Below are 21,634 nucleotides of genomic sequence, written 5' to 3' on the forward strand. Positions count from 1 at the left end.
TAATGACACTATTGCCCACATATAAAGTAACAACCGCAAAAACAATATGTAATAGCAAAAAAATATTTACTGTTTATTCAACACATAAGACATGATGCTATTAAGACAAACTGAAGCAGAAATATATGTATAGAACGATAGAAATTAACCCTGCCCCAGAATGGAATGGGAGTCAGTTCCCATTGTCCGCCCTACAACTTGAACAAATTAAGCAAGGAGCTCCTGAAACAACAGCTGATGTTGTAGAAGTTGGGTTCGTCAATAATCTAACTTATTCTTATGTTTTTCGATTCACTAAAGTCGATGAGCATCAATATGATTTTCATCAAGTTCGAGTAGAAACCCCACCTAAACGTTCAGGATTGCTAAGTTGTTGTAGTTCTTCTGAGCCCAAAGAACGATTACTTGTAAATAAATATTCGAGGGGTTTGAAAAAACAGTTTAAGGAATATTTAGCTATCTCCACAACAGAGTCCCATCCCCCTATAGAAGATAGGTATATACCCGTGACCGCAGAGCAATTTCAAAGTCTGGCGGCTTATAACAGAAATTCTTCTGAATATTACGTGTGAGCTTATCTGTTAATTAAAGAGCCTAACCATTAGATTAAGCTCTATCCGGAAGTATTAACGAATTTGAAGAATGGTTTGCTGTAGCGTGTTGTTTACTTCTAACGTACGCGAGTTGGCTTGGAAGTTACGCTGCGCCGAAATCAAGTCCACCATTTCAGTGGTTAAGTCTACGTTTGACTGCTCAAGAGCCGATGAACGAATGCTACCAAAAGTACCACTGTTTGGTTCACCCGCCAGCGCTTTACCTGACTCTAAACTTGCACGCCATGAAGTATTACCTACTTGGCTCATACCTTGCTCGTTAGGGAACCTTGCTAACGCAATTCGTGCTAGTGGAACCGTCTTACCATTACTATAACTGGCATTGATTAAACCGTCAGCACCAACCTGAACATTGGTCAAGCGTCCAACCGTTGTACCATCTTGAGTTAATTGAGTCGTTTCAAATGGTGCCGCAAATTGCGTTGGATTATTGAATTTCAAGTTTAACACTTGACTACCATCCGCCCCTGGAGGGAAATCTGGTAACGAGCCTAAGTTCACCGTCTTAATATTTGCCGGATTACTGCCCGTATATTTACCCGTGTTATCAAACTTAATAACAGAGCCTTTCCATCCGCCTGCATTTGTCGCGCTAGCCGTACCATCTGGAGTACCGTCACCATTGGTATCAGTGCGATATGTTTGAGCATTTGGCGTATCAACATCTAATCGCTTACCGTCTACCGCATAAAACGCAACCCAGTTACTTTCATTATCATGTGACGCATTTGGTGGCTTAACATAATAAGTAGTTAACACGTGCGGCTCACCGAGTGAATCATAAAAAGTTACTGCGGTTGAGTTATTAAAGGTATCCGAATCCTTAGGGTCAAAATTAGCCGGATCTTTTGGCTTTTGTCCCGCATTTAGATTCATTCTCATACCGATATTTTCGGTTTTTACTGGACTACCTGCAGTATCTGGAATTTTGACGGGTCTGGTCGTTGTTAAGCTAACAGAGGTAGAGTTACCATCTTTATCTACTGGAAAAGTACGCAAATAGTTACCTGCCGAATCGACGATAAAACCATCTTTACTGCGCTTAAATGCTCCGGCACGTGTATACGTTAAATCATTCGAATTAGGGTCGCTGGATGTTGCAAAGAAACCACCACCGCTAATGGCCATATCTAATGAGTTTTTTGTAAACTGCAAACTACCTTGATGAAACTGTTGTGCAACTTGAGTTGTAGTTACACCACCACCAACATTGGTTTTACTGTTAGAGAAAATACTGTTGGCATATACATCTGCAAATTCAGCACGAGACTCTTTAAAACCAATAGTATTTGCATTTGCAATGTTATTTGCAGTGGTGTTTAAGTCTTTCTGTGCGGCTTCTATGCCACTTAAAGCGATGTTGAACGACATAAAGTTCCCCTGTTCTGCATCAATAATGTACTGGCGAGCTCCTCGCCGAATTTTTTTCCAATAAAGCGCTTACGATTTGCGACTTAGCTTTCTGATACGGCTAGAACGTCAGCAAGCTTAATGCCACCAACGCCTTTAAGATTTAATACCGCACCGGTTTGGGCATTCCCCAAAGAAACACTGGTCACGTGAGCAAAAGTCGATGTAGGCAATTCTTGTGACTTACCGTCAACAGAGCCCGTAGCTTTAAATTTGTATTTGCCAGATGGCATAGTGTTGCCGTCTTTGTCTTTGCCATCCCACTTCACGTCGATGTTGCCACCAGCGCTGCCATCTACTTTGAAGGTTTTAACAAGCTGGCCTTTTTCATCTTCAACACGAACAAGAATTTCTTTAATCGGTTTAACAGCGCTTACAACGCCTTTCATTTCATTAGCACCAGGAGCCAAATAGCCTTCATTCGATGGAACCAACACTTTTCGACCAACAAGGCTTGAAGCCTGAAGCGCCTGACTAGATGTCATGGTCTTGTTCATGTTGGTAATTTCAGCATTAAGCTTGGTGATCCCATCTACCGTGGCAAATGACGACATCTGTGCAATCATCTTGTCGTTCTCAACTGGCTTGAACGGATCTTGATGCGACAATTGCTGACTCAGCAGCTTGAAAAAATCTTGTTGTGTCAGTTGCTGATTATTATTCGACGGCGGAGTCTCAGGTTTTCCCTTTAGCTGTATTGAATCTAAAAACGGGTTACCTGTTGTTTGGCCTACAGAACTCATACCTCACTCCTTTCAATCACAGAGCTATTTCCCCATGCGTAGTGTTTGTTGAAGCAAGTTCTTTGCCACATCTGCAACTTGTGTGTTCATTTGATAAGTTCTCGACGCTGAAATCATGTCAGCCATCTCTTCCATCACGTTCACATTCGGCTTATAAATGAAGCCATCAGTGTCTGCCATGGGGTGATCTGGAGAGAACTCTTTAATGAGAGGCTTGTCGCTTTCGACAATACCCTTTACCGCCACTTTCATAGACGAGGGCTGATTTTGAGCTTGAGAAGCGGATGCCTTTGTCATTTCAGCCGCAAACACTGGATGTCTTGCACGATAGGTTTCATCAACACTACTTGAAACCGCATCCGCATTGGCAATGTTACTTGCTGTCGTATTCAGGCGTACCGATTGCGCTGACATGCCAGAGCCTGACACCTCAAAAATATTGAATAAGCTCATGATTATTCGCCTCTAATTGCCTTTTTTAGTCCCATAAATTTGCTTTCGAGAAAGCCCAAAGACATTTGATATTCCAAGGCGTTTTCCATGAATGCCGCTTGCTCTTGCTGCATATCGACAGTGTTACCATCTCCCGTATCCGGTTGATCAGGCACACGATATTTGGTTTGAGATTGCAAACTGCTTTGAAGAGAAAAGTGGTTTTGATGTGTTGCCCCAAGCCCAACGCCACGTTGTTTAGACGAGGCTTGTTTTAATGCCTGCGAAAAATCAACATCTTGGGCTTTATAGTTTGGGGTATCTGCATTTGCGATATTACTCGACAATACCTCAGCACGTTTAGCGCGTATGCCTAACGTGTGTTGATGTATGCCGAGAGCTTTATCAAAACTGAGCGCCATAAAATTGCCTTTTAACTGTAATTAACAGCTAAAAAGCAATTGCTATGCCAAAAAAAGAAAAGGGTAGTTAAGACTTCTTGCGGTAAAAAATTCCAGGGCTACAACGGATCATTTCAAAATCATCACACAGCCCAGTGATAGACTCAGATGCGCCTAAAAACAGTACACCATTAGGATTTAAGGCGGCAGCGAATTGCCGCAAGATTTTAGACTTTGCCGCAGGCGAAAAATAGATCAACACATTACGACAAAAAATGACATCAAATTTACCTAATAAACTATAACTTTCTAACAGGTTATGATTTCGAAAGCTGACTAAATCACGAACATCAGCTTTTACTCGCATACCTGATTGGTCATTACTTTCAAAAAACTGACGTTTGCGGCTTTCAGATAAACCACGAGCTAAGGCTAATGCGTCATATTCACCCATACTGCTTTTTTCGAGCATTGAAGGAGAAAGATCTGTCCCTAATATTGAAATCCCGCGTTTGAAAGCTAAGGGATTCTTTTGCTGATATTCTAGCGCAGTCATCGCTATCGAATATGGCTCTTGACCCGATGAACAAGCAGCCGACCATATTTTTAGTGGGCGATTTTGTTCAGCATACTCTGGAAAGACGGTTTTTGTTAGCAGTTCAAATGGGTAAGAGTCTCTAAACCACAAAGTTTCATTGGTGGTCATAGCATCAATAACATCCAACCTTAATTGACGCATACTGCCATCAATCGCTTTTTGAGCTACCTCTGTTATATCATTAAGTTTATATAGTGCCACCAAAGGAGATAGGCGACTACGCACTAAATACTGCTTACTGTCACCTAAAACAATACCACTGTGTTGCTCTAAAAAAGTGGTAAATCTTTTGTATTCGTCTTGCGATAATTGGTTTTGCGGCACTCTATTCTTCCCACGAAAGTCGATCTAGTTTTTATTCTTACAGCGATGCTATCTTAGCATTCACAACCGCTGATTATTGCTTTATTAAACAGCGTCTGCTCTCGTCCGATGAGATATAAAGTTGTTCCAATTTATTGTAAAAAATAATCACCTAAAGGTTTAAATGATTGTTTACAGTAGACGCTAAATCATCAGGATTAAACTTAGCGATAAAGTCATCAGCCCCGACTTTTTCGACCATTGCCTGATTAAATACGCCACTAAGTGAAGTATGAAGCACGACTTTTATGTTGCTTAGCTTAGGATCATCCCTAATTTCAGCCGTTAGCGTATACCCATCCATTTCCGGCATTTCAATATCTGAAATGATCAATGGCAACCGTGCCGAAACATTAGTGCAATCTTGAGCTAAGCCCTTTAAAAAATCTAAAGCTTGCTGGCCATTATTGGCGGTCTGAATATTCAAGTTTAAGGCACTCAACGCACGAACAACTTGTTTGCGTGCCACAGATGAATCATCCACAACCAGTATTTGAAAGTCTTCATTACTCTCTTTACCTAATTGTGTTTCAACTTCATTACTCAAACTCGTTTTAACAGGGGATATTTCATCGAGGATTTTTTCTACATCCAAAATCTCAATTAATTCATTCTCAAGTTCTGCCACTGCCGTCAAATACGAGCTTTTACCCGCCCCTTTTGGCGGCGGCATAATATCACCCCAGTTCAAATTAATAATGCGCTCTACCGAGTTCACTAAAAAACCCTGTGTACTTCTATTGTACTCAGAGATAATGACAAAGCTTTTACTGAGATCTGAAACTGGTCGACCACCTGTAGCCGCACTTAAATCAATAACAGAAATCGTTTGACCACGAATATGAGCAACCCCACGCACATGAGGGTTTAACTTAGGCAAGACAGTTAATGGTGGACACTGAAGCACTTCTTTTACTTTGAAAACGTTGATCCCATACCTTTGATTACCATCAAATCTGAATAATAATAATTCAAGGCGGTTTTGACCAACCAATTGTGTCCGCTTATTTACGGATTCTAAAACCCCAGCCATAATCTTGCCTTCATAAACTTAAAAAGCGCCATAATGGCGGGTATACTAACAGCAATTTTAACGCTCGGGCATAGCCATTGCTTAATATTTTACATAATTTTAAATTTACCTATCTTTTGTCAATTTTTTGACTAAAGATGTAAAAAAATCATATATATCGGATGACTCATTTTGCGCTTTTCTATTGCTCTTGATTTCTCTATATTTTTTGCTCTCCTGCTTCCATTTAGTGTTTCAGCTCAGCCATATACTCCTGACTTAGGATCTATTGAATCATTAGCCGTTGAAACGGTTCGCTCTAAAATTCAAGTCCCTTCTGATGCAGAATTAACCATCAAAGCACAAGGGCTAGATAATAGATTCAAGCTCCCCTCTTGTGTTGCTCCTATGCAAGCCAAGATCAGCAACAACCGAGTGAAGGCATTAACCACTGTAAAACTTAGCTGTAAGCAAGCTAATCAAGCCCTGTGGCAATCATTTGTGTCTGTAAAAGTCAGTATTTATTATCGTGTTGCAGTAGCCAATCGTATTTTATCTACTGGCCAAGTCATTACAGCAGATGATGTCATTATGAAATCAATTGATGAAAGACGATTAAGAGGCGCCATGTTTGACCAACTCAATGCGCTGGTGGGGACACGGCTAAAACGTCGTATAGGAAAAGGCAATGTGATTTATCAACAAAACGTTTGTTACGTTTGTAAAGGCGATATCGTATCCATTTTTGCCAAAAGTGCAAACCTTCAAATCAAAACGGTTGGTATGGCACTTAATGACGGCAATCCCAATGATAAAATTCGTGTAAGAAACAGTAAATCAAACAAAATCATTGAAGTAAACGTCATTGGGGTTGGCGAAGTTGAAGTCAAAATGTAAAATGACGATTAAAGAAGAAAAAACTGCATTTTTTCCTAAAGTTTAAATTCTAATGGCCGATAATGAGACGATCTGATCTCTATTTTGCTGGAAAATACTATGCCTATAGATACTAACAAGCTAAATCATAGCCTTAACAATCGCGTTCACGTACGCAAAGTAGCTGTTAAATCAGAAAATGCACCTCAAACACATGCGGCTAATGATGCTCCTCACCCAGTGAAAGGTGATTCTGTTGAATTAACGTCTCAAGCACAACAGCTTCAAAAAATGCAAACTCGTTTGTCGCTAATGTCGGATGTTGACCACAATAAAGTGTCTGGGATCAAACAAGCGATTTCTGAAGGTCGCTATAAAATTGATGCCGATAGCTTAGCAAAAAACATCGCTAGTTTTGAATCTGAGCTCAATGCCTTGTATAAAGACCAAAACAACGACATTGAATAAGTAAGACAATGGTTCAGATCGCAGCAATTCTTGAGCAGCAACTTGGGTTACTGACTCACCTAAAGCAACTTATCATTGATGAGAGTGAGGCGCTTTCGTCACAAGGCGGTGATCGCTTGCTTGAAATTGCCAAGCAAAAAAATGAGTGTCTAAATCAACTCCAGCAAAATAATGACACTCTTGGCCAGCCTGATACAGTAGAAATCATAAAATCTTCTGAAGAATTGCTTCAAAAATCAGAGCAAGGAAAGCAACTGCTTAGCGAATGCAAAAGCCTAAACCAGCATAATTCTGAGTTAATCGAGAAAAATATCGCAAGCTTTAATCGACTTTCTCAAGCCTTACAAGCCAGTAAAAACTCATCGTCACTTACCTATGATGACAAAGGACATACTTCAACAATGTCCTCGATGAATAAGAGTATTGAGGCATAGAACTACTCAATACTCTTATGCACTTGGGACAATTAAAAATATGTCACCCGCTTTACTCTCTGAGTCTTATTTCGATGCTGATATAGTTCCCACACCTTTTGATAATCAAGTTCTAACTCAGTAACGTAAAAATCCCCCGCTGCATAAGTTTTAATTACCTTTGCACCTCGAATTAGCCCTGTAACCGAAGTTTTAATACTCTCGCTTTGAGTCGTCCAATCTTTTACCGTCGTTTTCGCAGTAATTTGTTGTCCATAAACTTGCTCGGCTAGCTCTCGGTATGCAGCAAGCTTAGAAGCTTGCATCGCCAATAGCACCCGTTTAGATTGAGTTTTGCCCGGCTGCTCCGCCAAAGGTGCGTAACCTATTGCCGTGAGTTTTGGAAAATGCTCTGGCTTTTCTGCTTCCCACTGCACATATCTATCTGAATTGGCGCATCCAACCAAAAAAAACGCCAATACCATTGCTAACTTTTTCATGGTCTTCCCTTTTTATCCTTTAATTGTGCCATTCCTGCTGATTCATTGCGATACAAGATGCCATCTTTTTCTATGACCTTTTCTGCTGGCGATAAAAACTGGCCAAGCGATGAAACAGGGATAACACTGGATTCCGCCGCAACAACTTGATTGTTTTGAACGTTAATTACACGAGTGTTTAATTTCACATTTGCTAAGCCAAGACTGTAGGTCGTCACCACGAGCAAGCCAATGTCGAGATCACCAGACAATTCTTGCCAGTCTCTACTCAAAACAAACTCACCGTTAGCTTTTATCATTAATCTGTCTGCGACATTTGGCTCTGCCACTATGTAGCCTGCACGGCTAAAAGCCGTCATCAGCTCTTGCTGGAGCTGATTTGTAAAACTGGCACTTTGATTGAAGTCTTCCGCCGCTACTGGTGTTGTTACCACCAAAGGCAAGTCTTTTGGAAACTCCGCGTGATGCTTTTTCATAGACCAAACAACCTGTGCGGCCCAGCTAGCTGGCATCATCATCTTCTGATTGATCTCTTGTTCGTGAGAATTTTGAGTTATGGATACTTGATAGTGACTACACGCTGAAAGCATCGCGCATCCAATGACTGCTGATATTCGTTTCACGGGCTTCTCCCACCGACTCCATTTGCGACAAATATTGCCGCTTATAAGTACTTTTTGCGTCATTTTTTATTAATTAGAAATTAACAAGCAAAATAAATACCAACCATAAATTTTAAAACTGGGTATGGATTTTGTATTACTTCAATCTGAAGAATTTATGCTGTCAAAAGGTTGGCTTTTTTCATGGTAATGTTGCATCGTGCGTTTGTTTTTTTGTTTTTAGTTTTTGGCTTCCTGCCTGTAACTCAACCCGCTGATTTTTATTTTCAAGGTCAAGCACAGATCATTGATGGTGATATCAATAGTGCCCGTCAACAGGCTATTGAAGCGGCTTTACTAACAGCAAATTTAGAAAATGGCATTACCATCAATAGCAGCCGTGAGAGTACTAACAGTCAATTCCACCAATCACACACAATTCTTAACAACCGCTTAGACGGTGAACAAGTAGAATTGATCAGTGAGCGCATCCAAAAAGACATTATTGTCGTCAATGTGAAGATAAGCTCTCACCAATCTCATTTTCAAACCGCAGGTAAGGTTAGTATCTTCTTACCTCAATTGAACTTAACAAACCCAGCACACCTTCGCTACGGCCAATTATCAGGATTTCAGCAATCACTCACTGAAGAGCTATCTGACAGTTTAGCCCAGAAGTCCAAATTGTCTTTTCCTGAGTTAAGAGCTGACCAAAACCTGAATTTATCGCAATCTTTTTTTGAAGATAATACTCAAAAGCTGCCAAACTGGATTGGTGATATGAGCAATAGCCAGTATGTACTCATCGGTAATATTCTAAATGCAGAAGTGGTACCTGCTCCTAAAAGCTTTTGGGATTTTGTTGAACACTACCCAAGCCGTCAGTTCCAAATCAACCTAAACTTATTCCATGCCATTAGTGGTGAAAAAATATGGCAAAAAACGTACTTTATCAATGAAGTTTGGGAATTTGAGCGTAACAAAATTCTATCTGCATCATCCACAGAATTGTGGCATTCAAAATATGGTCAAGCCATCAAGCGTTTACTAAATAGTATCGCACTTGAAATAGATACTCAGCTAAAAGAACGTCCATTGATGGGTACGTTTATCGTTAAGCATGAAAAGCAGTTGCTTATTAACCTTGGTAGACGAAACAATATCCAAGTTGGTGACAAGCTAAAATTGGTACTCAGAAAAGACCTACACACCCGCTTTCAATCCATTAAGACAATAGCTCAACCTAGCCATACAGAGCTGACAGTCACCCAAATTACTGAACAAACTGCAGTGGTTGAGTGGAGTAAAGCAACTGAAATCGAAAATATTCAAGTTGGGGATGTTGTTATTAAACCTTAGAACCTGAAGATTAGTTGTATAACTGCTTTTATTAACCTGCATTATTGATAAAAATCATTTAAGTTATGTAAGGGCCTGTTGATCTTTCAGGCTTAAATTTTGTGCTATTTGAGCGTTTACCTGTTCAAGGCGTGAGCAGTGAAGCTTAGTAATCTAAGTAAGCTGGTCACAACACAGAACAGGAAGTGCTCAAAAGCATCGAAGACAGCGTAAATTGGTCACTTCTGCTACGTTATCGTTTGTTTATGTGGAGCAACCACACTGCACAAACTCCGCCTTGCATAAGATAACCAATTTACCGCTGCAAAAATAAGCACGAAAGATCAACAGGCCCTAGGTTTTACATAAAAAGCAGACTAGATGAAAAAACTCAGCTTAACGATTTTACTTATTACTCTATCTTTTCTACACGTATGCTTTGCTAGCTCAGCGGTTTTTGCTGGCGGTCCCGTGTATAAAGAACGTGAAACAAGTATTAATGAACTAAAAAAATCGGGATTTGATACGTTAATCATTTGGACGATTCATATCCATAAAGATGGTAGCTTAAACATCAATGAAGAGTTTCCGATTATTGAGAACGGTAACTATATTGGAGATAACGACTATCCGAACTTTAGAAGAGATGTCGCCTCTTTAAAAAAAGGCAACAGCCATATTAAGCGCATTGAATTTGGTTTAAGTGCAGCAGGTTCACCGACTTATCACAATATTAAAGTGTTATTGAAATGCAAAAAGAGTCAAGATTGCGATATTAAAAAAAACATTTTATATCGCAATTTTATGGCTCTAAAAAAAGCCTTCCCTGATGTTGATGCCCTTAATAATGATGATGAATCAGAACTGGATTTACAGTCATCCGTTAAGTTTCATCGCATGTTGGCCTATATTGGCTTTAAATCAACCATAGTGCCTTATTCTGATCCTGATTATTGGAATCAACTAATAAAAAAAGTTAATGCTAAATATCCAAATGCTCTAGATCGTATCTATTTGCAGGGATATTCTGGCGGCTCAGGCAACTCACCTTGCGAGTGGAATTTTGGTTTACCCGTCTCATTAGGCTTATCTTCGAATACTTCAAGTGTCAGAAACGTATACGGAACCATAAGCAAGTCGAAACTAAAATGCCCTAGCGTTACCAAAGGTGGTTTTATGTGGCTGTATGATAATTTTGAGAACTCATCACTTCCGAAAGATTATGCTCTAGCAATCAATACGGCTTTAAATGTGAAAACGCAACGCTAGTACGGGTTCGACAAACCAGAGTTATTGCTATGAGTATCAATTCAAAAGATAATTTACCTCAAACTTCTTTTTAGGGTTATATTTACTATACGTCTCGGTAACTCAGGTGGATAGAGTGTCGGCCTCCTAAGCCGAAAGCCGCAGGTTCGAATCCTGCTCGGGACACCATTTTCTCCACTCTAATTCCGTAAAATCATTTTTTCATTTTTAGTAACTCACTCTTACTCAAGGTTTATTCAGAACACCTATGCTACAAATGTAGTTTTAAACTCATTTATATATGGCACATACAACGATATCGACTTATTACTTTGCAGCTTGTTTTGAGCGGCCTCCTTCAATGCCTACTTCTAATGCTGTCCGCAATAGACGCGAAAATGACCTGTTTTCAGTACCACTTAAAGAACCTTTATTTTTTACTGGTTACAATTATTCTTTCCACAAAAGTCAATCTGAGCCTGCCCTAAAAAAATTTCATGAAACGCAGTTGAGAGAGCAAGATTCTGAGTTTTTGCAAAGAGTCGAAAAGCTAAATGCCTTAAGAAGAACTAGCGTATCCAGAGAATACTATTCAATCCCAAAGGGGATGCTTATGTGGCGAAATCATAGCGGATATTTTACCACCAGCGCAGAGCTTTCGATTTGTAGCCCAAGGCATTACACTCTGACGGATCACGAGCCACATTTTGATTCATTATCTAAGAAAACACTTAAAAAATGGCCGATTAACAATATGCTATGCCAGCCTGAATATGGCTACTTTTCAGACACTTTAATCTCAGACACTAGTCTAGTACCTATCAGTATTCCTGTAAGTGGCACACACAGTGTAGAAAAAGTAAAAGGATTAATAGCGGCTAATTATATTTCAATCCACACTATCCCAAAAACAAAATTTATTAGTACGAACACGCCAATTTGCGATGATACCGATGATAAACAAGTCGAATTATTTTGGTTAATGGCTTTCCAGCAAGATATAGGTCTAATTGTAGATCTGTCATATTCATCCTTAGCAAATAAGGACTACTGTCCCACTTATGTAGCTAGTAGACAATTTGGTTCCATCACTGTAGTTAAAACTGGTGGGAATAAATTTTTGAGTAACTACCTTCTATTTGACATGAAAACAGGTAAGTCAAAACAAGTAAACCGTCTTGATGTAGATGATTGGCATAGCAGCGTACTTTACGATTTGATATCTCTTGATGCTCTAGTTTGTGAAATATACCAAATGGTTTCTCCAAAACAGGGAGCTATCATTCACTGTAACTCGGGGACGGGTAAAAGTGGCGTTGTTTTAAACGCATTAAATCTGTTTTGCTACAGAAGCCAGCCTATTCCTCATGACACCAGCCTGAATACAATCGTCGATGAGTCCATTGTTAGTTTAAGAATACAAAAATCACCAAATCTTGTAGGTACACCGCTCATGCTCAAACAGATAATGCAATTATTATCACAATGGCAAAACATGGGGGTTACTGATGTATAGCTATTTCGATAATTATTTGTCACTATGCAGTAAACTCATTTCAGGCACAACTTTCAATGAAAAAAGTCATCACAATTATTGGGTTAACTTCCTTATTAACCGGCTGTTTCGGACAAAAAGAAGTGGGAGATGTCTCACTTGGTCTGTTTACTTTAAAAGACATCAAAATTAATACCTTGGTCGATCCTGATGTAACGGGGGTAACCTGTCACATTGCTTCTGTTGAGGCTAACTTAAGTCTATCTGATCCGAGTGATAGCTCTATAGCCTGTAGGCAAACAGGAGAAATTACGCCTGAGATGATTGCAAAAATTGATAAGAGTAAATCTGGAGAAATTGTCTTTAAAAAGTCTAAAAGCATCTTTTTTAAAACAATGAAAGTAAGACGTATATACGATGCTGAACACCAAACTTTACTTTATTTATCGTATTCAACTAAAGAAACTTCTGGCAGCTTTAAGCACAGTTTGTCTTCGGTACCGCTATGGGGAACTAAGGCTTACGTAACGCAACCTTAATGCTCAACTTTAGGGTAAGTGATTTTAGAAAATCAGATATTAAATTCTGACTTCGACATAACCACCTGTGGGAACAGCTTCATTTTTTACTAACCCAGTAAACTTATTACTTAGTAGTAAAGGTTTATGCTCTGGTTTGCTGGTTGAAATACAGAAATTTTCACCACGATTCAAAGTACGATACTGAGTGCCTGTTCTCACCCAATTTTGCACGCCAATTTGCATAGAATCGGAAATCGCTATTGGCATTAATCCTTCAGAATTTCTAATGTAACTTCTTAACCCATGACCTGCTTGAGCAATCGCAGTTCGATAATTGTTTAAATCAACAATCACATAGATCATATCAATGAGGACATCCAAGCCTGATTTCACAATACGGTCATTTAAATAACTGAGCATATTAAAAGGCTCGATAACCGACTGACTTTTACCGACTCTAAATGCTTGTAGTTTTTGGTTCACTAGGCTCCGTAACGTTACACTGGCAAAAGCGGTGGCTTTGTTTTCAGGTTGAAAATGAGCCATGTAAACCATGAGATACTTTTCCCCGACCAAGGTACTGTCTATCAAATAGTTACTGATTTCTGCATGTTTAAAGATACTGTAACTGACTTGAGCATTGGGAAAATTTACTTCGGCTGATGGAAATAATTGCTGCTGGATATGATCCACGGCATGTGAGTTTTGCTCAATTGAAGCGATATGATCATCAAACTCTTGATAAGAAAGTTCATCCAATAGAGCCATTGGAGCATCAGTTTCAACATACCCTACCAATGTTTGTTGAATGGCGCTCTCCAATACCAACATATCGTCAATGGGTTTACAAAGGTAATCACTGGCTCCAAGGCGAATTGCTTCTAATACATCTGAGAGAACATTATTGCCAGATATCACAATTGAGTGAGTTCGAGGTGAAATAAGCGGAATTTCAGCGATTAAGTCTAACCCACAAGAACTTGGTAAACTGAGATCTGCAATCACCAAGTCTACGGGCTCGGTTTTAAGCACCTGGGCTGCAGACTCAATGGTCATTGCCGAGAAACACACACATCCTTGTTCGGTTAGATACTCTGTTATTGATTCAGATTCTATCGAGTCTACTTCAAACAGCAGCACAGAAATATTTGGTAACGCCATACCCACACCATTCCATTGTCGGATTAAAATCCATTTTACGCCTATCAAAGGCTAAAGTTATATGAATAATACTTATCTGTAAGGTGTATAAAAACCTAACATATAAAGTCATATTGAAATTGTGAATGAAACAAAATTGAGTGATATAAAACGAAACTTTACATAACTCACAAGATTTGACATCAGAGGGATACGGCTTTCTCTAAACCATTTTTGTGACACGCAATAGAGTTATAACACCAGATCTGAGGTTTTGCGAATTTTCGGAGCAAATTATTCTTTGCTCCGACCTGTTTTACTTTTAATTAGAGACCGTATATGGCCTCTAATCTAATTCATCAAGATAATCATCGATATCATCATTTTCTTGCTTTTGAGGTACCTTACCGTCGTGCAGTTTGAATTCAACATTTTGTAAATAAGCATTTTTTACAAAACTATAAGGGTCAAGAGAGTTATCAAGTAGGCGCTCTTGTGGAATAGCAGCAACCCTTGCATTTAGCCCTTTTAAAGCCAATCGAATGATGTTCTGACCAGTTGAGAGTTCGGCCAATGGAAAATACAAATCATCAATCCAGTCTGTCGCCAGTTCACGAGTCACTTTAGGTCCATAGGCTGGCAGCATGAAATATGGGCCATTAGGGACGCCATAGTAACCAACAACCTCACTAAAGCTTTCTGATTTTTCAGAAAGCCCCATCATATCAGCAACATCAACGAGTCCTAGTAGGCCTATAGTACTGTTAATGACAAAACGACCGCCCGAAGTGGCTGCATTCTTCCACTTTCCTTGAAGGGTGTTATTAACAAGAGATGAAGGTTCATCAAGGTTATCAACAAAATTGACTACGCCCGTTTTTATCGGTGAAGGTACATAATCGTTGTAACCATGAGCCACTGGCTTTAAGAAATATTTATCGAGATAGTTATAGTTGAAGTTCCACATTGCGCGGTTAAAACCTTCAAACGGATCTCTTTCGTCATTATATTGAGGTTGGTCAGATTTAGATGCAGGAGCATTATCGGTTTGAGCTGTCTGATTGTTATCAAGTGCAGCTTTTGATGTACATCCTGTACCCAGTGTGAGAATTAATAAACAAACAAAGATAATGCGTTGACACATGGTCTTATTGGTTCCCTAGCATTGATTAAAACGCGAGATTATAACACTCGAACCTATGACTAACTAGGATAGTAACCAATTCTTGCTTTTGTAAAGTAAGACTTTCTGTTGCAGTTAATGGAACCAGCCTGAAATAAACTTCAGGCTGATAGGATTATGCAGACTTACCATGGAGACGAATGAGCAGCTCAGCCTCAGCTCTTGGCAGTTCACATTCTTGAACAATTTCTTGAACATCGGCGCCTAAGGCCACCATTTTCATCGCTCGAGTATATAAGCGTGATTGCGGCTCTTCTTGAGCAGCTTCATCGATTCTGGCTTCATTTTGCTTTAATTTCTTTTCTAAATCGATAACGCGTCTACCAACACCAATAGTGCCTTTTCTGAGTTCGTCCAGTTCCTTTTTTAAGGTATCACGCTGTTTTTGACTGTCTTTTACTAAGGTGGCTAAGGCATCGAGTTTCTTGCGCTGCTTGCCCAACTGTTTTAATAAGTACAGAACTAAAGCCAAACAAGCCGTACCGTAAAACAGTGCCGCTATCAGTAATTCGTTTTCCATGAACCCTTATCTCTTCTTATAACTGAGCAATTTCATCCCATTCATCATCAGAGAGAAGCTTATCAAGATCAACTAATATCAACAACTCACCATCACGGTTGCTCACCCCTTGGATGAATTTTGCGCTTTCTTCCGTGCCAACATTAGGTGCATTATCGATTTCAGTGCTTTTCAAGTACACAACTTCAGCAACGCTATCAACCAAGATACCAATCACCTGCTTTTCTGCTTCGATGATCACAATACGGCTAGAATCATCAATATCAGCTGAGGCTAAACCAAAACGAGCTCGAGTATCAATAACAGTAACGACATTACCACGTAAGTTAATAATACCCAGTACATAATGAGGCGCACCAGGTACGGGAGCGATTTCGCTATAACGCAAGACTTCCTGTACTTGCATTACATTGATGCCATAGGTTTCGTTATCTAAGCGAAAAGTCACCCATTGCAGAACAGAATCATCATTGCTGGCTGATACTGCTAGGTTATTTGAATCTGTCATAATATCCTCTATCACTATTTTGACGCTGTTTCGCGTTTCTATTGTGTTATGCATTTTTAGAGTCAAGCTGCTCAACCAAAGCACCGACATCTAAAATTCCGCACATTTGTTTTTTTACCAAGCCAGCTAACCACGGGCGCTTAGCGGTGTTTTTGCGCCAATTAATTTGTGCTTTATTGATAGACTCGGCATCTAAAAGCTGCTCGCAGGCTAAGCCCCATTTGCTGTTTTGTAATAACACGACGTATTGATATTCCACTTGCTTTTGCAAGTTCTCATCGTATTTTTCAGGCATGACCCAAGCCGCAGTATCAACCACATTGATTTTCTGCTTGCGATTGGTCATCACTCCTTTTATCCAAGCAGGTTGCCCCGGTAAATGATTAACTTTGACCTCATGGATAATTCCACCTAGATCCACCAAAGGTACAGCTAGAGTTAACCCCGCTACTTTAAAAAATAACGCTTGGAACTCATCATCCAATCTTTGTTGCAATAATGGGCTTTCATTTTCTTTATCGGCTGAAATGTCAGTTTCTTTTGCTATTTGCTGACTACCTGAAATCTCTTGAGTCGATGCTGTCGGTATTTCAGGCTTTTCAACCTTTATGTTTGATTCAACCTCGATTTCATCAGGCGATATTTTCGAAAGCAAGTGCTGCAGCTGAACTTTTTCAACGTCTAACTCAGGTTCTGAATCTTTAATCTGTAGTTTGGATGCTTGATTAGGCGCAGATGATTTGGGCTCTGTTAGCAGCCGAGAGAAAAAATCTGATACTGCAATATCTGAATGTTCGGTCATGAAACGCTCAGCTCTTTGTCGATAAATTGCAGTAATTTTCTGTACGCCGCTGTTCCTCGGCTATTAGGAGCGCAATGAGAAACGGGAGTATGCGCTAAACTGGCATCTCTAAATTTTGTATCAATAGGAATAAGCCCACTCCATAAGTGTTCTGGATAGCTTTGTTGTAATTCTCTGAGCGCCAAAGGTGAAGCTTTAGTACGTTTATCGAACATAGTAGGAATAACGGTAAAGTTATGTTGTTGCTGCTGAGTACGCCCCATAAGCTCAAGGGTTTTGATCATGCGATTTAACCCTTTTAGTGCCAGAAACTCAGTTTGGACGGGGATTAACACCCGCTCACATGCGGCTAACGCATTGACCATTAAGACCCCTAATACAGGAGGACAATCAATGATCGCATAATCATAGTGGCTTGAGATGGCATCAATAATATTTCGAAGAACCAACCCCATTCCGTCTTCATGCCCTAATTGCCTATCTATTGTCGCGAGTGCCATTGAGGCTGGTAGTAAATCTAAATGCTCAACCGAAGTAGGAATGATATGAGCTTGAATTTTAGACTCAGTTAATGACTTATGATCAATAAACAAATGATATAAAGAAGCAGGGACTTGCTCTGAATCGATGCCAAGATAATAGCCTAAAGACGCATGAGGGTCGGTATCAATCACTAATACTCGCTTACCCTGTTTGACCAAAGCACCAGCTAGGCTTATTACTGTAGTGGTTTTTCCAACTCCACCTTTTTGATTCGCTACAGTCCAGACTTTCACCTTTGCAGCTCTCTCGTTGTGATCAAGGTGCCACCATTAGGCAATTGATACTGCTTGATGTTCGAATTTTGACTTAAAGGCTCTACGGCTTTTGTCTTTTTTTTAGATGGGCTAGCGGGTTGCTTTGGGGTTTGATTACTTTTAGCGAGCCATTCCTTTATCATTTCAGGCTTTTTTTGTAACCACTGACTCAAGTCTTTCGCATTCTCATTACTGACCACAAAAACAACTTGGGAAGCCGTCAGCTGTTCGACATCACTTTCAAGTTTTTTAATTTGTTGGTGTTGTTCGAAGGCAAATGTAGCAATAGACACCAAAGCAATAAATAAAAGAAAAATAATCAATTTCAGATACAGCTTTGGTGTCGACATGATTAGCGCTCCATTGTCTCTTTGATGATAGCGCTAGCTATGTTTTCTAGAGAAAAGGATTTACTTGATAGTCCTGCTTGTGTCACTGCTTGAGGCATACCATAGACGACTGAGCTTGCCTCATCTTGCGCCCAAATGGTTGAACCAGCGGCTTTCAGCAGCCTTGCACCTTCGCGACCATCTGCGCCCATTCCTGTTAGTACAATCGCAAGCGCTTTATCAGCAAATACTTTAGAAGCTGATGCAAAAGTGATATCGACACTTGGCTTGTAATTCATCTCAGCCTTGCCCTCAACCACTTTGATTCGTCCATAGCTACCTGACTTTTCAATCAACATTTGTAACCCACCAGGTGCAAGGTAAGCACAACCCGGTTTCATTACATCGCCATTTTCAGCCTCTTTAACTTGGATTTTGCATAATCCATTTAACCTTGAAGCAAACGCTGGTGTAAAAGCGGCAGGCATATGCTGGATCAGTAATATTGGGTGAGGATAATTTGCTGGCAACTGAGTCAAAATGCGCTGAAGTGCCACAGGCCCACCTGTAGATGTACCTATAACTAACGCTTTGTATTGTTTGCCACTCGCCTTAAATGCTGTTTTTGCCACACTTGGTGTTTCAGCAACATTTGGACGCTTAGACGCTAACCGAGCTTCTCTTTGTGGCCTTTTAGCTTCAATAGGAGTCGCACTGGTTCTTGGGATACGTCTAAATAGTCTACGTTGGCCTAATGCCTTTACTTTTTGCTGTAATAATCGAATCGCTTGATCACGATTGGTGGCAATATCTTCAAACTTTTTAGGTAAGAAATCTAACGCGCCTGCATCTAGAGCATCTAATGTTGCTTGAGCACCATCATGGGTTAATGACGAAAACATGAGAACTGGCGTTGGATTACTCGCCATGATCTCTTTTACCGCAGTGATCCCATCCATGATCGGCATTTCGATATCCATGGTGATCACATTTGGCTTAAATTCTTCGGCTTTCTTTAGGGCATCAGCTCCATTTCGCGCATCTGCGACCACCTCAAGATTAGGATCTTGAGATAAGATTTCACTCACTCGTCGTCTAAAAAAACTTGAGTCATCGACGACTAGAACTTTTATAGCCATTGAACCTCTTTCTTTTACTTTCTTGTAGCGTAAAACTTTAGTAGCCCTGGAACATCGAGAATCAACGCGATGCCACCATCGGATGTAATGGTTGCTCCAGCCATCCCAGGAGTACCATGTAGCAGTTTCCCTAGAGGCTTTATCACTACTTCTTCTTGACCAATGAGTGCATCAACAACAAAACCAACCATCATAGTGCCAATATGGACAATCACAACATGACCATACCCTTTTTCCCCGTGATGGAAATGATTATTGCTGTGTAACCAATTTTCTAAATAAAAAAGTGGAATGGCTTTTTCACGGACAATCACCGTCAGTTGACCATCAACCACATTGGTTTTGGTTAAATCTAGGTGGAAGATTTCACTCACATTAGAAAGTGGTAATGCAAAGGTTTGCTTTGCGACTTCGACCATTAAGGTTGGCATGATGGCTAACGTTAGTGGCACTTTAATTTCTAATGTCGTACCTAGACCTCGTTGTGAATGAATATGTACTGTGCCATTGAGCTGAGCAATACGGGTTTTCACCACATCCATGCCAACACCACGACCTGAGATATCAGAAATTTCAGATTTTGTCGAAAAGCCCGGTGCAAAAATCAAGTTATGGGCATCTTCATCAGACATTCTTGCCGCGGCATCTTCGTCGAGTACACCACGACTGATTGCAATTTTTTTGAGTTTTTCAGGATCCATCCCTGCACCATCATCTTCAATTTTCAGAAGAATATGATCGCCCTCTTGGCTTGCAGACAGGGTAATGGTTCCTGTTCTTGGTTTGTTGTTCGCTTCACGCTCATCTGGCATTTCAATACCATGATCCACAGAGTTTCGAACTAAGTGAACTAAAGGATCAGCTAACGCTTCAACCAAATTCTTATCAAGATCAGTTTCTTCACCAACCATGACGAGATTAATGTCTTTATCTAATGAACGGGCTAAATCTCTAACGACTCGCGGAAAACGTCCAAACACCTTTTTAATCGGTTGCATGCGGGTTTTCATGACTGCACCTTGAAGATCGGCTGTCACTAAATCGAGGTTTGCCAGCGCCTTTGACATCGCCTCATCTTCACGGTTTCCGCCTAGACTGATAAGTCGATTACGTACCAATACCAGTTCACCGACCATGTTCATAATTTGATCTAAGCGAGAAGTATCAACTCGAACAGTTGTTTCGCCTTTTGTGGCCGCAGCGCGTGCTGGCAGGGCTTCTTTCTTCGCAGCGGGCTTTTTGGCTACCGCTTTTGGTTTTTCAACTTTTCCTTCAGGAGTAGGAGCTGCTTTAACAGGTTCATCGCTTTCTTGAATGTCAGAACTCTTAGATGCCGATGTTTGAATTGCCGTCGGGCTGCTTCCCTTGCCATGTAACTCATCAAGTAAAGCTTCAAATTCATCTTCAGTGATTTCATCTGAGCTTTGTTCTGTCACCGCTTCAGGAGTAACCGGCTCGATAGCTTCAGCAACACTAGAGTTAAAGCTACCTTTTCCATGAAGTTCATCTAATAAAGCTTCGAATTCGTCTTCTGAAATATCATCACCAGCTTGTGATTCTGTCGCCTCAACTTCTACGGATGCAGTGGGTGCTTTACCTTGCCCATGAAGTGCATCTAATAACGCTTCAAATTCAGTCTCAGTGATATCATCAATACCTTCATTATCAGAAGGTTGGGTAATTTCAGGCTCAGGAACGAGTTCGGGTTCTGGCTCAGGTATTTCAGCCACGGTTTCTGGTGATGCTGGTGCACTGCCTGACTCACTTGGTAAAGGCTCACCTGAACTTAATAGCTTCAACAGTGACAATAGTTCTGGAGAGGCTTCTTGCTGCTCTTCGCCATTTTGCGTTTGGCTGAACATGACGTTAATAGCATCAACCGCCTGTAAAATGACATCCATTAACTCAGCCGTTACAGAGCGCTTACCTGTTCTGAGTAAATCAAAGGTATTTTCAGATTCGTGGCACACATCAACCATAGGGGACAAGCCTAAAAACCCTGCACCACCTTTTACAGTATGGAAGCCACGAAATATTGCATTCAATAGTTCGGTATCTTCTGGGTTATTTTCAAGATCAACTAACTGCTCTTGCAGTAGCTCAAGAATTTCGCCAGCTTCAATTAAAAAATCCTGAAGGATCTCTTCATCAACCGAAAAGTCCATCCCTATACTCCTTACAG

The 21,634-nt window shown here is 40.3% G+C and carries 25 protein-coding genes and 1 tRNA gene; 9 read left to right on the forward strand and 17 right to left on the reverse strand.

The annotated features are described in order from the left end of the window. The first annotated feature begins 125 nt into the window (after positions 1 to 125). Complete coding sequence (locus tag E2H97_RS13275; RefSeq protein ID WP_133407575.1) at positions 126 to 572, forward strand: hypothetical protein; 447 nt, start codon at positions 126 to 128, stop codon at positions 570 to 572. 54 nt (positions 573 to 626) lie between these two features. Here the strand turns inward: E2H97_RS13275 and flgE are convergent, their stop codons facing one another. From flgE to E2H97_RS13305, 6 genes are all read right to left on the reverse strand, one after another. Continuing rightward, the gene (flgE, locus tag E2H97_RS13280) at positions 627 to 1,985 is read right to left on the reverse strand and encodes a flagellar hook protein FlgE (RefSeq protein WP_133407576.1); all 1,359 of its coding nucleotides are present in this window, start codon (positions 1,983 to 1,985) and stop codon (positions 627 to 629) included. A gap of 83 nt (positions 1,986 to 2,068) precedes the next feature. Further along, the gene (flgD, locus tag E2H97_RS13285) at positions 2,069 to 2,767 is read right to left on the reverse strand and encodes a flagellar hook assembly protein FlgD (RefSeq protein ID WP_133407577.1); all 699 of its coding nucleotides are present in this window, start codon (positions 2,765 to 2,767) and stop codon (positions 2,069 to 2,071) included. A 24-nt stretch (positions 2,768 to 2,791) separates the two neighbouring features. Continuing rightward, positions 2,792 to 3,220, reverse strand: a complete 429-nt coding sequence (flgC, locus tag E2H97_RS13290; protein WP_133407578.1) for a flagellar basal body rod protein FlgC — start codon at positions 3,218 to 3,220, stop codon at positions 2,792 to 2,794. A gap of 2 nt (positions 3,221 to 3,222) precedes the next feature. Beyond that, positions 3,223 to 3,621, reverse strand: a complete 399-nt coding sequence (gene flgB, locus E2H97_RS13295; protein WP_133407579.1) for a flagellar basal body rod protein FlgB — start codon at positions 3,619 to 3,621, stop codon at positions 3,223 to 3,225. A 67-nt stretch (positions 3,622 to 3,688) separates the two neighbouring features. Then, positions 3,689 to 4,522, reverse strand: a complete 834-nt coding sequence (locus E2H97_RS13300) for a CheR family methyltransferase (RefSeq protein WP_133407580.1) — start codon at positions 4,520 to 4,522, stop codon at positions 3,689 to 3,691. A gap of 151 nt (positions 4,523 to 4,673) precedes the next feature. Next, positions 4,674 to 5,594, reverse strand: coding sequence for a chemotaxis protein CheV (locus E2H97_RS13305; protein ID WP_133407581.1), 921 nt, complete (start codon positions 5,592 to 5,594; stop codon positions 4,674 to 4,676). Positions 5,595 to 5,765: 171 nt separating this feature from the next. Here E2H97_RS13305 and flgA point away from each other — a divergent pair, with 171 nt between their 5' ends. The 3 genes from flgA to E2H97_RS13320 all read left to right on the forward strand — a co-directional run bounded on the left by flgA (position 5,766) and on the right by E2H97_RS13320 (position 7,351). Continuing rightward, positions 5,766 to 6,470: a flagellar basal body P-ring formation chaperone FlgA gene (flgA, locus tag E2H97_RS13310; RefSeq protein ID WP_170308306.1), complete on the forward strand. Its 705-nt coding sequence runs from the start codon at positions 5,766 to 5,768 to the stop codon at positions 6,468 to 6,470. Positions 6,471 to 6,569: 99 nt separating this feature from the next. Next, positions 6,570 to 6,917: a flagellar biosynthesis anti-sigma factor FlgM gene (flgM, locus tag E2H97_RS13315; RefSeq protein ID WP_133407583.1), complete on the forward strand. Its 348-nt coding sequence runs from the start codon at positions 6,570 to 6,572 to the stop codon at positions 6,915 to 6,917. 8 nt (positions 6,918 to 6,925) lie between these two features. After that, entirely contained in the window at positions 6,926 to 7,351 is a 426-nt protein-coding gene (locus E2H97_RS13320) for a flagella synthesis protein FlgN (RefSeq protein ID WP_133407584.1), read from the forward strand. A gap of 32 nt (positions 7,352 to 7,383) precedes the next feature. Here E2H97_RS13320 and E2H97_RS13325 read toward each other — a convergent pair whose 3' ends face one another. Both E2H97_RS13325 and E2H97_RS13330 read right to left on the reverse strand, forming a co-directional pair. Further along, on the reverse strand, positions 7,384 to 7,830 hold the full coding sequence (locus E2H97_RS13325; protein WP_133407585.1) for an LPP20 family lipoprotein: 447 nt from the start codon (positions 7,828 to 7,830) through the stop codon (positions 7,384 to 7,386). Beyond that, entirely contained in the window at positions 7,827 to 8,453 is a 627-nt protein-coding gene (locus E2H97_RS13330) for a FlgO family outer membrane protein (RefSeq protein WP_133407586.1), read from the reverse strand. Before E2H97_RS13330 ends, E2H97_RS13325 begins: the two co-directional genes overlap by 4 nt. Before the next feature lie 183 nt (positions 8,454 to 8,636). Here E2H97_RS13330 and E2H97_RS13335 point away from each other — a divergent pair, with 183 nt between their 5' ends. The 5 genes from E2H97_RS13335 to E2H97_RS13355 all read left to right on the forward strand — a co-directional run bounded on the left by E2H97_RS13335 (position 8,637) and on the right by E2H97_RS13355 (position 13,052). Then, on the forward strand, positions 8,637 to 9,791 hold the full coding sequence (locus E2H97_RS13335; RefSeq protein WP_133407587.1) for a flagellar assembly protein T N-terminal domain-containing protein: 1,155 nt from the start codon (positions 8,637 to 8,639) through the stop codon (positions 9,789 to 9,791). Positions 9,792 to 10,151: 360 nt separating this feature from the next. Continuing rightward, positions 10,152 to 11,039 carry a hypothetical protein gene (locus E2H97_RS13340; protein ID WP_133407588.1) on the forward strand — a complete coding sequence of 296 codons (888 nt, stop codon included), beginning with the start codon at positions 10,152 to 10,154 and terminating at the stop codon, positions 11,037 to 11,039. Between the two features lie 91 nt (positions 11,040 to 11,130). Beyond that, positions 11,131 to 11,207 (forward strand) — tRNA-Arg (locus E2H97_RS13345). A gap of 172 nt (positions 11,208 to 11,379) precedes the next feature. After that, positions 11,380 to 12,534: a protein-tyrosine phosphatase family protein gene (locus E2H97_RS13350; RefSeq protein ID WP_170308307.1), complete on the forward strand. Its 1,155-nt coding sequence runs from the start codon at positions 11,380 to 11,382 to the stop codon at positions 12,532 to 12,534. A 56-nt stretch (positions 12,535 to 12,590) separates the two neighbouring features. After that, the gene (locus E2H97_RS13355; protein WP_133407590.1) at positions 12,591 to 13,052 is read left to right on the forward strand and encodes a CreA family protein; all 462 of its coding nucleotides are present in this window, start codon (positions 12,591 to 12,593) and stop codon (positions 13,050 to 13,052) included. 39 nt (positions 13,053 to 13,091) lie between these two features. Here the strand turns inward: E2H97_RS13355 and E2H97_RS13360 are convergent, their stop codons facing one another. The 9 genes from E2H97_RS13360 to E2H97_RS13400 form a co-directional block, all read right to left on the reverse strand. Beyond that, on the reverse strand, positions 13,092 to 14,195 hold the full coding sequence (locus tag E2H97_RS13360) for a response regulator (protein WP_133407591.1): 1,104 nt from the start codon (positions 14,193 to 14,195) through the stop codon (positions 13,092 to 13,094). Between the two features lie 325 nt (positions 14,196 to 14,520). Continuing rightward, positions 14,521 to 15,318 carry an MlaA family lipoprotein gene (locus E2H97_RS13365; protein WP_133407592.1) on the reverse strand — a complete coding sequence of 266 codons (798 nt, stop codon included), beginning with the start codon at positions 15,316 to 15,318 and terminating at the stop codon, positions 14,521 to 14,523. Positions 15,319 to 15,472: 154 nt separating this feature from the next. After that, entirely contained in the window at positions 15,473 to 15,877 is a 405-nt protein-coding gene (locus E2H97_RS13370) for a DUF2802 domain-containing protein (protein ID WP_133407593.1), read from the reverse strand. 16 nt (positions 15,878 to 15,893) lie between these two features. Then, the gene (locus tag E2H97_RS13375) at positions 15,894 to 16,385 is read right to left on the reverse strand and encodes a chemotaxis protein CheW (protein WP_133407594.1); all 492 of its coding nucleotides are present in this window, start codon (positions 16,383 to 16,385) and stop codon (positions 15,894 to 15,896) included. A gap of 46 nt (positions 16,386 to 16,431) precedes the next feature. Then, positions 16,432 to 17,187 carry a chemotaxis protein CheW gene (locus E2H97_RS13380; protein WP_133407595.1) on the reverse strand — a complete coding sequence of 252 codons (756 nt, stop codon included), beginning with the start codon at positions 17,185 to 17,187 and terminating at the stop codon, positions 16,432 to 16,434. Beyond that, the gene (locus tag E2H97_RS13385) at positions 17,184 to 17,963 is read right to left on the reverse strand and encodes a ParA family protein (RefSeq protein WP_133407596.1); all 780 of its coding nucleotides are present in this window, start codon (positions 17,961 to 17,963) and stop codon (positions 17,184 to 17,186) included. Before E2H97_RS13385 ends, E2H97_RS13380 begins: the two co-directional genes overlap by 4 nt. Then, entirely contained in the window at positions 17,960 to 18,334 is a 375-nt protein-coding gene (locus tag E2H97_RS13390; protein WP_133407597.1) for a hypothetical protein, read from the reverse strand. Before E2H97_RS13390 ends, E2H97_RS13385 begins: the two co-directional genes overlap by 4 nt. A gap of 2 nt (positions 18,335 to 18,336) precedes the next feature. Next, a complete protein-coding gene (locus E2H97_RS13395; protein ID WP_133407598.1) occupies positions 18,337 to 19,452 on the reverse strand; it encodes a protein-glutamate methylesterase/protein-glutamine glutaminase in 1,116 nt (371 codons plus the stop codon). Between the two features lie 14 nt (positions 19,453 to 19,466). Beyond that, positions 19,467 to 21,617 carry a chemotaxis protein CheA gene (locus tag E2H97_RS13400; RefSeq protein WP_133407599.1) on the reverse strand — a complete coding sequence of 717 codons (2,151 nt, stop codon included), beginning with the start codon at positions 21,615 to 21,617 and terminating at the stop codon, positions 19,467 to 19,469. Positions 21,618 to 21,634 lie beyond the last annotated feature (17 nt).

The sequence above is a fragment of the Parashewanella tropica genome, from assembly GCF_004358445.1.
GTDB lineage: Bacteria > Pseudomonadota > Gammaproteobacteria > Enterobacterales > Shewanellaceae > Parashewanella > Parashewanella tropica.